The sequence below is a fragment of the Moritella sp. JT01 genome (assembly GCF_001574435.1).
In the GTDB taxonomy this organism is placed as follows: domain Bacteria; phylum Pseudomonadota; class Gammaproteobacteria; order Enterobacterales; family Moritellaceae; genus Moritella.
Genome location: NZ_LOCN01000032.1, coordinates 95,185 through 105,710, shown reverse-complemented (window position 1 = coordinate 105,710; position 10,526 = coordinate 95,185). Strand labels below are relative to the sequence as shown.

The window sequence follows — 10,526 nt, the reverse complement described above, 5'->3', positions numbered from 1 at the left end:
GAATGCAGGCCTAGAAGCCTGATGATATCAGGCTTGACCGCTTAACCAACCGCTTACGTAGGAGATCGCTTTTCCCGGTTTCAGGACAACCTTTTGAAGTTGCAAGAATTGCGCTCTAGTCAAATACCCCGAGAAGATATCAATATCGTATTTGTTTCTGGCTCTGGCTCATGTCGAGCTTTACTTGAGCCTATAGGTAAAATTTTAGGTGTTCACGAATATCTTTGTGCCCCCTTCGCTATGCAAAGTACTACAAATTAGATTTAAATCTATGTTATGCCTATGGTAATGATATTTCCGATCTTGCAATGCTTAATTGTGTAGGTAACCCACGTTTAGTTAATCCAAGTTCATCTATGTTAAGTGCTTTTAGCGTAAATAAGGTGTTACTGATTAAAATGAGAATAAAAATGAAAATGAAAATGAAAATATTGATAACTCTTCTTTCTGGCTTGATCACTACGTCCGTATCAGCTTATGACTCGTTGAGTGACTCTGGTTTTTATCACTTGCAGAAAAAATCAGGTGGGCACTTTGGTATTTACTTCCTCCGTAGAGCAATTTTTTCTGAATATAGCCCCCAATATCCTTTGTGGTCTGATGGTGCAGATAAAAAAAGATGGATTTATTTACCTAGAAGGAAAAAAATTGATACATCAAACCCAAACAGTTGGGTCTTTCCTAGAGGGACAAAGTTGTGGAAAGAGTTCTCATTTATTGAAACGGGAAAAAAGCGTAAAATTGAAACTCGTCTTTTAGAAAAAATTAGTGATACAGACTGGATAGCGGAAACTTATGTTTGGAATGAGGATCAAACCGTTGCGACTTTAGCTCCTGAGGAGGGAATTAAGGAACATTACCTTTTAGCTAATGGGAAGTATTACGATATTCCAAGTAAACATGATTGTAGTTATTGTCACTCGAAAGGAGGTATTGATAGTGGACCAAAAAAAACACCAGTATTAGGATTCTCTGCATTACAATTATCTGATGATCGAGATCCTAACGCTATCCATGGAAGTGAATTGAAACCTGGAATGATAACTTTATCAGAGCTACAAAGATTGAAGAAAACAACGAAGATATTACAGGTGATGCCGCGTATTCAAAATGTAGCTAGTGCACCATTACAACGCTCAGTATTTGGATATTTACATGCTAATTGTGGTCACTGCCATAATGAATCAGGTTTTGCTGAGTTCACAACGACTTTAAATTTCAACCATGATGCAACAGCAAATTATATTCAACAAAATGGTACTTATAAAACCGCAATAGGAAAGTCGATAAGTGACTATCTAACCTCTACGGGTTCTCCTGAAAAAGTGATAAATCCCGGTGCTGCTGAGAATAGTGCATTGATTTACCGTATGACAGAAGAACAAGAGGAATATACTTTTGAAATTCCGCCGTGGCACCATTCGGCAGGTTTTTCATTGACAGCAGGCGTGAAAATGCCTTTTGTTGGTACAAATGTTGTTGATAGTAAAGCTGTTGATATTATTAAGAAATATATTAATAATCTTTCAGGTGATTAGATTGGTAAGCGGTAATCAAATAAATGGAGTTATTATAAAAAAGATCTTATTTGTAGAGTCTTCACCAAGGAAAGAAAAGTCTATCAGCAGTGATATGTGTAACAAGGTGATCCGTAATTTACAAATAGGCGGTGAATATACAGTCGATCATGTTGACTTGTGGGACGCCGACTTACCGCAGATGAAAAAATTGATGAAATATGTGCGTTGATGAATCAAGTCGCAGCATAATATTCATGATTAGATAATCACATTGATGGGGATATTATTTCTTATATTAAGAATTAAAAACTCGGTCAATGTGATTAAAGAAAACTATTTAACTAAGCGTGCGTTTGACTTTAAATTCATGATCTAACCCCTCTCAATAAACCTAAAATACCTCCCCCTATATCTTCAATTAAATTTATTCAACGCCTCTTTTTGTCAGGCTTAAATCTTAAAAACATCTTTAAATATTTGTGGTGAAGAGACTTGGATCACATGAAAAAACATCAAACTCTAAAGTGATTAAAACTCAAAGTGAGAGATAGTTCACAGCGGGAAATAAGTTCTGTTTTTAAATTTATATTTATCAAGTTCAAGATTTAACCCTTTATTTTGTACTGATTTTAAATGCTCATTGAAAATAGGAATCTTCTTTTAACTTTATGTTTTAAAGGTATAAAAATTAAAATAGTTGGTTTTTTATCAGGACTTCAATGTTAACTGTTTGTTGAATTACACATGGCGTTATGTTCGTAATATGAATGAATAAACTAAAAATGAAACATATTTCAGATCACAAATTAAGTGTTTGGCATTTGTAAAAAAAAATACACTGGCGCAACATATACCTCAAAAGGGGCGTTGAGTTAATCTGATGTTGATATCGATTATACATTCCCATGTAATATTTTTAAATTTATAAATCAAGAGGTTATTAGATATGATTAAGATTTTCCTTTGCTGTGCAGCTGGTATGTCTACTTCAATGGTTGTTAAAAAAATGCGACAAGCTGCAGAAGCTGCTGATGTTAAAGCTGAAATTAACGCTTACTCTATTTCTGCATTCGAGACTGAAGTTAAGAAAAATGATGTTTGTCTCGTCGCGCCACAAGTGAAATACAAGTTTGCTGAATTCAGTAAGCGTTGTGAAGAAGAAAATGTGGCTTGTGGACAAATCGATATGATGCAATACGGCATGATGAAGGGTAAAGAGATTCTACAGCAAGCTATTGATTTAAAAGGATAGGGAAGAGGTTTTTTGTTGTAGCTCAATACATTTTTTATAAAAAAAGGAAGTTTTATGTCTCTTATAAATGCAACTATGGATTTTGTCGAGCGCGTCATTGCGCCCATTGCTGGCAAGGTAGCTAATCAAAAGCATATCTGCGCGATTAAAGACGGTTTCATTTCAACAATGCCTTTTCTGATTGTTGGTTCTTTACTGCTTGTATTTGCTAACCCTCCTGGTACGGGTAACTGGTTTTTAGATGGCTGGCACTCAGTTGTTCAAGGTATTGGTCGTGATAATATTGTTGGTCCATTCTTTGTCAGTATGGGTATCTTCGCGATGTACTCTGCTTATGGTATCGCATATAACTTAGCTGAGACGCTTAACACGAAAGGTGTTATCCCAATGAACTCAGGTATGCTGTCTATGTTCTCTTTCCTATTAGCTGTTGCGCCAGCTGTTTGGGTTGGTGGCGAGTTAGGCAGTGTTATTCCTATGGCTTACTTAGGTGGTGCGGGTGCATTTACAGCCATAATTTGTGGCCTATTCGTTCCTACGCTACAAACGTTTCTTGTGGAAAAGAACATTCGTATCAAAATGCCAGAAGCAGTACCTGAAAAAATATCAGCGTCATTTGACCTGCTCATCCCTGTTGTAGCAATGATCTTAATTGTGCAAGTTATCAATAGTATATTGGGTAACTTTGACCTAAATATCGCAACGGGCATCATGGCATTGTTTAGCCCTCTTGTAGCGGCTTCTGATACATTCTTCGCTTTTGCACTGGCTATTTTATTAATCCAATTATTGTGGTTTGCGGGTATTCACGGCGCATCCGTTGTTTTAGGTGTTATTGGTCCACTACTGCTAATCAACTTAGGTGCAAACCAAGAAGCACTTGAAGCAGGTAAAGACTTACCGGCTATCTTCATCAACCCAACCATGGATTTCTTCGTATTCGTTGGTGGTTCTGGCGGTACATTGGCGCTAGTTTGCATGATGGCTCGTTCTAAATCCGCTCACTTACGTACTGTTGGTAAAATGTCATTCATTCCTGGTTGTTTCAATATTAATGAACCTGTGATTTTTGGTACGCCAATCGTAATGAACCCAACATTCTTTATCCCTTGGATTGTAGCGCCATTAGTCAACGCATCTATCGTTTGGAGTGTATTCAAGTTCGATTTAGTGTCTAACGTTGTAGCTTTACCACCATGGACAATGCCTGCGCCTATCGGTGCTGTAATGGCAACGAACTCAATGCTAGCGGCAGTTGTTGTTGCGGTCTGTTTCGTCGTTAGTGGTTTAATCTTCTACCCATTCTTCAAAGCGTATGAAAAAGAATTATTAGCACAAGAAGAACCTGAACAGCTTGCTGAAGCAGGGTCGTTATCATCAGCTAAAGCGGCTTAATAAATACCGTATAGCAATCACAAATAGCTATATCTCATTAATAACGGTATTTCAAAAATAGAAAGTAGCCATCTTTTACACTTAATTTATAAGGTAATAGATGGCTTATCAAAATTCAGAATAAAAATTAAGGAATGGATGATGGAAATTACAGAAGAATTTTTGATGACACTTTTATGCCAAGCTGGTGCTGCGCGTTCAGCAGTGATGCAAGCAATGCTAGAAGCAAGGCAAGGTGATTTCGAATCAGCAAAAGCATCACTTAAAGCCGCCGATGAAGCATTAGCAGAAGTACATAAATCACAAACAGAACTCATTAGCTTTGACGAAGGTGAAGGCAAAGTAAAAATGACCCTGATCTTAACGCATATTCAAGATCACATTATGAATGCAATGCTGTGTAAAGACCTCGCATTCGAAATTATTGAACTTCAAAGAAGAATCCAAAATGAGGACTAACGTATGTTAAAAATTACAATTATCGGTGGTGGTTCTAGCTATACACCTGAAATCATTGAAGGCTTCATTAATCGTCATCACGAATTACCAGTGACACACATTGATTTATTCGATATCGAAGAAGGTCGTTACAAAGTTGAGACTGTTGGCGCATTAGCGAAACGTATGATTAAAAACGCAGGTCTTGATATTGAATTGAATATTGAGTTTGACCGCCGTAAAGCGTTAACAGGCGCTAATTATGTGTGTTCTCAAATGCGTGTTGGTATGATCCCTGCGCGTATTCAAGATGAATTACTGGGCAACAAGTACGGTATGATCGGTCAGGAAACAAATGGTATCGCAGGTTTTGCTAAGGCAATGCGTACTATTCCAGTGACACTTTCTTTATGTAAAGACATGGAAGAAGTCTGCCCTGACGCATGGTTAATTAACTTCACTAATCCATCGGGTATTATTACTGAAACAGTGCTTAAACATACAAACATCAAAGTAATCGGCCTATGTAACGTGCCTGTTTGTACCCAGTTTGGTATTGAAGAATTGATGGGAACGAAAGATCTGCAAGTTCAGTTTGCAGGGCTAAATCACTTCATCCATGCGTTCCATATTTGGGATCACGGTAAAGATCGCATTGGCGAATTAATCGATAAAGTGTGTTCTGGTGAAGATTTTGCACTGCCTAAAAACTTAGGTGAAGTGACTTGGATTCCTGAGCAATTAAAACACCTAGGTGCATTACCTTGTGGTTATCATCAGTATTATTACAAGCAAGATGATTTAGAGCAAAAGGAAGTTAAGTCAGAAGGTTATGTTACACGTGGCGAACAAGTTCAAGAAATTGAAAGAGAATTATTCAAACTGTACGAAGATGTAAATCTAAACGAGAAACCTAAGCAATTAGAAGAACGTGGAGGTGCACATTATTCGGAAGCAGCGTGTGAGTTAATAAATGCGATCCATAATGACAAACGTACATTAATGCATGTCAATATACGTAATAATGGCACAATATCTGAACTGCCAAATGACTGCGCGATTGAAGTGACATCTGTCATTACATCGTGCGGTCCACAACCACTGAACGTTGCGCCAATTACCAATCCGGCGATACGTGGTACGTTACAACTACAAAAAGCCTTCGAAGAACTCACTGTTGAAGCGGGTGTCTTTGGTAACTATGGTGCGGCATTACAAGCATTAACAATCAACCCATTAGTGCGTAAAGGTACGGTAACGAAAGAAATTTTAGATGAGATGATTGAATTGAATGCGAAATATGTACCTCAGTTTAACAAAAAGTAGAAGAGTTCATTATGAAGCTAATCGTAAACATAGATGATTTAGGTTTAACTGAAAAAGTTAATGAATCAGTGGTCGCGTGCTTTAAAGTTGGCGTTGTTCAGTCTACAACATTAATGATGAACCAACCTGCAACCGAGCATGCGATTGAATTAATCAAACAAGGTTTAGTCCCCAGTGTCGGATTACATTTAACGCTAACCAGTGGTAAACCAATTTTAGCGCCGCGTTTAGTGCCAGATTTGGTTGATAGTGACGGGTACTTTTTAAAGCAAGACAAAGTGATCGCGTCTGAGGTCTTAAGTTTTGATCAAGCTTATAGTGAGTTTAAAGCGCAATATGATAAAGCGATCAATGCGGGTATTAAATTAACGCATATTGATAGTCACCACTTTGCTGCTGTATTCCCGCCATACAAAAAAGCATTTATTGCTTTTGCGAATGATACTGGAATCCCTGTACGCCGTGTCGATCATGTTATTTCGGGTTGTGAAGGTTTAACGGTACCAACAACTGAAGGGTTTAGCGCAAGATTCTACGCTGATGGGGTAACATTGGAACGACTGCAAGCGTTGATTCTTGAATTTAGCGCTAAGATCCCGAATGGCACACTGGAGCTAATGAGCCACACAACATTAGAGGGTGATACGTTATTACCAACACTATCTCGCTACGTTGATAAGCGTGTTGATGAGTTTAATATCTTAACCTCTCAAGCACTCAAAGATTGGTTAGAAGTCCATAAAATTGAATGCATAGGCTTTGATTCTATTTAACTTAACTTTTAACTTAAGAAGCGAGTTAAAAATAATACCCATTACGTCAGTCAGAGGTCATGGGTATTAATTGATAACCCTGAAAACGTTACGATTCTACGACCCCTATCTTCTTAGACCACCATCACAGAATGACTTAATCTTTAAATTTGATATGCATCGAGCGTGTTTGATGAGCCCTTCAAGTACCTTATATTGAGCTAGCTGATAAGTTTTTCTTATCAAATGAAAGAATTTTCCCGTTATGTTTATTGCTCTGTAAAAGGTATTGTAAAGGGCTTATCTTGAGAATGTTAAAGCTCTCCGTAAAAATGCTTGTCCGTTTTTAACATCAATCTATTAGAGTGAGACATGCCCATGGCTGAACAGAAAATAAGTCCGGAAGATTATTCGTTAGTTGATAGAGATTCTGCCTTTAATGCCATTTATCAACAAAATAGTCATCGAAATAACCATACCAATAGTAAGCAAACGCATCAATCAAGCGTGCTAACGATTGGTGTTGCGGCATGTTCTATCCGACAGATAAATGGTACAGATGTCAGTTTGTCAATTGACTCCGTGATTGTCGAAGAACCTTTAGAGATACACCTCATTTATAGCGACTGCGCGGGCAAACAGAAAGAGCGTGTTTACTTAGTGACGATGCGCACACCGGGTGACGATCTTAATCTGGTTACGGGCCTGTTGTTGGCTGAAGGTATTATCAACAGCGCTAGCGATATTGTTGGTATCAATGAGCACTTTGATTTAGATGAAATGAGTCAAAATGAAATACATCTACGTTTATCATCAGATGTCGTTGTGGATTGGGCATTAATCAATCGAGATAGCACATCCTTCTCCAGTTGTGGAGTGTGTGGGAAATCTTCAATACAGTCTTTAGAGCTACGCGACATCCCTGATTTAGATTCGACAGAAGGGTGGTTGTCGGGCCTTATTATTCCTCATTTCAGCGACAAATTACGTCAGTATCAATCGATGTTTAACCAAACTGGCGGGGTGCATGGATGCGCCTTATTCGATGCTAAGGGGACTTTATTACTGAGCTGTGAAGATGTAGGACGTCACAATGCATTAGATAAATTGATGGGGGTATTAGCAAGACGCCCAGAACTTGATCCACAAGAGAAAATTGTATTTCTAAGCGGTCGTATTAGTTTCGAGTTGGTTCAAAAAGTACTTGTTTCTGGTATTTCGGTACTGATAGCAGTAGGCGCGCCATCTAACCTCGCGATCAATATGGCGAAACGCTTTAATTTAACACTGATTGGCTTTAGCCGTAATGGTGGGTTTAACGTCTACCATGGTGCTTTTCGTTTAAACTTGGCGACTGATATAGAGAATCAACATGACAATTAAAAAATATGAAGGGGCTGCTGGTGGTTGGGGTGCCTTATTAAGTACGACCAAACATCTGGTGAAAAGCGAAAATGTTTCACGTAATATCCGAAACTTACTCAAAACAAACCAAGATAAAGGATTTGATTGCCCAGGTTGTGCATGGGGTGAGTCCAAAGAACAAACTCGGTTTCGATTTTGTGAAAATGGTGCTAAAGCTGTTAATTGGGAAGCCACAAGTCGACGTGTTACGCCTGAATTTTTTGAACAACATCCGGTAAGTTGGTTAACCCAGCAAAGTGATTATTTTTTAGAGTCTCAAGGGCGGCTTAGTCATCCTGTTCAGTACAATCGTGAAACGGGTTGCTATGAAGCGGTTAGTTGGCAACAGGCATTTTCGCTGATCGCGAAGCACTTAAATACACTTGAACATCCTGATCAGGCAGAGTTTTATACATCGGGTCGAGCGAGTAATGAAGCCGCTTTTTTGTATCAACTTTTTGTGCGTAAATTTGGTACCAATAACTTTCCTGATTGTTCCAATATGTGCCATGAAGCAAGTGGTGTCGGCTTGAAACAAGCGATTGGTATCGGTAAAGGTACAGTAACACTGGAAGACTTTGAGCATGCTGATGCTATTTTTGTGTTTGGTCAAAACCCAGGCACAAACCATCCGCGCATGTTAGATACACTTCGACAGGCATCGCGTCGTGGGGCGGCTGTTGTTACTTTTAATACCTTAAAAGAAAGAGGGTTAGAGCGTTTTACTAACCCACAATCAGTGAAAGAAATGCTGACTGATGGTTCGACGCAAATTAGTCAATGCTATTTTACGCCTAAACTTGGCGGGGACATGGCGGTTGTGCGTGGCATGGTTAAAGCGCTTGGTGTGATTGATAGAGCCGAATTAGTCGCTGGACGAGCCTCTATATTTGATCATGCATTTATTGTTGAACATACCCAAGGACTCGATGAATACTTAACCGCCGTTGAAGCGACGTCATGGCATGAAATTACCGAGCAGGCTGGGTTATTACAATCTGAAATAGAGCAAGCTGCTAGCATTTATTGTCAATCTAAGCGGGTGATTATCACGTGGGCAATGGGGATCACTCAGCATAAGCATTCGGTGAAAACTATCCAAGAAATTGCTAATTTACAGTTATTGTTTGGGCAGTTGGGGCAACAAGGTGCGGGATTGTGCCCAGTACGTGGGCACAGTAATGTACAGGGCGACCGTACTATGGGTATTGATGAAAAGCCCAGTGCTGCGTTCATCAAAAGCATATCGGATGAATTTGATTTTAAAGCCCCTTCAGAACCTGGACATAATACGGTTGAAGCGATTAAAGCGATGCTTGCTGGGGAGAGTAAAATATTTATTGGCTTAGGGGGCAACTTTGCGGCTGCAACGCCAGACACTGCGTTAACACAACAAGCGCTGTCCAACTGTAGCTTGACGGTTAATATCGCGACAAAATTAAACCGTACGCATTTGATAACGGGTAAAGACTCGCTCATATTACCTTGCTTAGGGCGTACTGATATTGATATGCAAGCATCTGGGCCACAACGTATCACCGTTGAAGACTCGTTTAGCATGGTGCATGCTTCTGCGGGCGTGGTGGCAGGTGATATTAGCGAAATGCGATCTGAGCCTGCTATTATTGCGGGTATTGCTGAAGCAACGTTGGGCAAGCAGCCTATTGATTGGGGTTGGGTCATTGAAGATTATGCTCGGATCCGAGATTTGATTGAAAAAACGATTCCTGGTTTTAGCGACTTTAATCGCAAGATAAAACAGCCTGGTGGTTTCTATCTTGGTAACAGTGCCGCGCAGCGACAGTGGCAAACAGCGTCGAAAAAAGCACAATTCATGCAACATGATCTGCCCGTTCATTTACTGCCTGCAAACTTACGAGAACTCAGTAACGACCCTGTGTTCGTATTACAAACCATGCGTTCACATGATCAATACAATACCACCATTTATGGTTTTAATGATCGCTACCGCGGTATTTCAGGCGAACGTAAAGTCCTTTTTGTTAACGAGAATGACATCGCTGCATTAGGTATGGAGAATAACCAATTAGTCGATATTGAATCGCTGTGGCCGGATGGTATCGAACGTAAAGTGTTTGGTTTTAAATTGGTGGCTTATGATATTCCAGAAGGCAATCTTGCGGCTTATTTTCCTGAAACGAATCCATTGGTATCTATTGATGGGAAAGGGGATTTGAGTGACACACCAATTTCGAAAGCGATCCCGGTTGTGTTATCCGCGACGGTATTGAAGAGTGATAAAATAGAGATTGTTACCGCTTAACCCTCTCTTTTACTGCTGGAAACGGCTGATTAATTAGCCGTTCGATAGTTGCCTTTTTTGACCTTCGGGTGATTGAACGTCTAAACGTTAACCATATGTTACTAACTTTGCGGTATGTTATAGATTTATGTACACTCCATACAAATCTATAGAGT

9 protein-coding genes are annotated in these 10,526 nt (G+C 39.4%); all 9 read left to right on the top strand.

Going from position 1 to position 10,526, the window contains the following annotated elements:
- Positions 1-410: 410 nt before the first annotated feature.
- The 9 genes from AKG98_RS20170 to AKG98_RS20130 all read left to right on the top strand — a co-directional run bounded on the left by AKG98_RS20170 (position 411) and on the right by AKG98_RS20130 (position 10,371).
- Positions 411-1,538 (top strand): hypothetical protein, encoded by a 1,128-nt coding sequence (locus AKG98_RS20170; RefSeq protein WP_157534180.1) that lies wholly within the window; start codon positions 411-413, stop codon positions 1,536-1,538.
- 1 nt (position 1,539) lies between these two features.
- The gene (locus tag AKG98_RS20165; protein ID WP_067050365.1) at positions 1,540-1,749 is read left to right on the top strand and encodes an NAD(P)H-dependent oxidoreductase; all 210 of its coding nucleotides are present in this window, start codon (positions 1,540-1,542) and stop codon (positions 1,747-1,749) included.
- Positions 1,750-2,466: 717 nt separating this feature from the next.
- Positions 2,467-2,772 (top strand): PTS sugar transporter subunit IIB, encoded by a 306-nt coding sequence (locus tag AKG98_RS20160; RefSeq protein WP_067050362.1) that lies wholly within the window; start codon positions 2,467-2,469, stop codon positions 2,770-2,772.
- Between the two features lie 54 nt (positions 2,773-2,826).
- A complete protein-coding gene (locus AKG98_RS20155) occupies positions 2,827-4,167 on the top strand; it encodes a PTS sugar transporter subunit IIC (protein ID WP_067050359.1) in 1,341 nt (446 codons plus the stop codon).
- Positions 4,168-4,305: 138 nt separating this feature from the next.
- Positions 4,306-4,626: a PTS lactose/cellobiose transporter subunit IIA gene (locus AKG98_RS20150; RefSeq protein WP_228140377.1), complete on the top strand. Its 321-nt coding sequence runs from the start codon at positions 4,306-4,308 to the stop codon at positions 4,624-4,626.
- Positions 4,627-4,629: 3 nt separating this feature from the next.
- Entirely contained in the window at positions 4,630-5,931 is a 1,302-nt protein-coding gene (locus AKG98_RS20145; RefSeq protein WP_067050356.1) for a 6-phospho-beta-glucosidase, read from the top strand.
- Between the two features lie 11 nt (positions 5,932-5,942).
- The gene (locus AKG98_RS20140; protein ID WP_067050352.1) at positions 5,943-6,704 is read left to right on the top strand and encodes a carbohydrate deacetylase; all 762 of its coding nucleotides are present in this window, start codon (positions 5,943-5,945) and stop codon (positions 6,702-6,704) included.
- A gap of 357 nt (positions 6,705-7,061) precedes the next feature.
- Positions 7,062-8,066, top strand: a complete 1,005-nt coding sequence (gene fdhD / locus AKG98_RS20135; RefSeq protein WP_067050392.1) for a formate dehydrogenase accessory sulfurtransferase FdhD — start codon at positions 7,062-7,064, stop codon at positions 8,064-8,066.
- Positions 8,056-10,371 carry an FdhF/YdeP family oxidoreductase gene (locus tag AKG98_RS20130; RefSeq protein ID WP_067050349.1) on the top strand — a complete coding sequence of 772 codons (2,316 nt, stop codon included), beginning with the start codon at positions 8,056-8,058 and terminating at the stop codon, positions 10,369-10,371. The genes fdhD and AKG98_RS20130 overlap by 11 nt, the downstream gene beginning before the upstream one ends.
- Positions 10,372-10,526 lie beyond the last annotated feature (155 nt).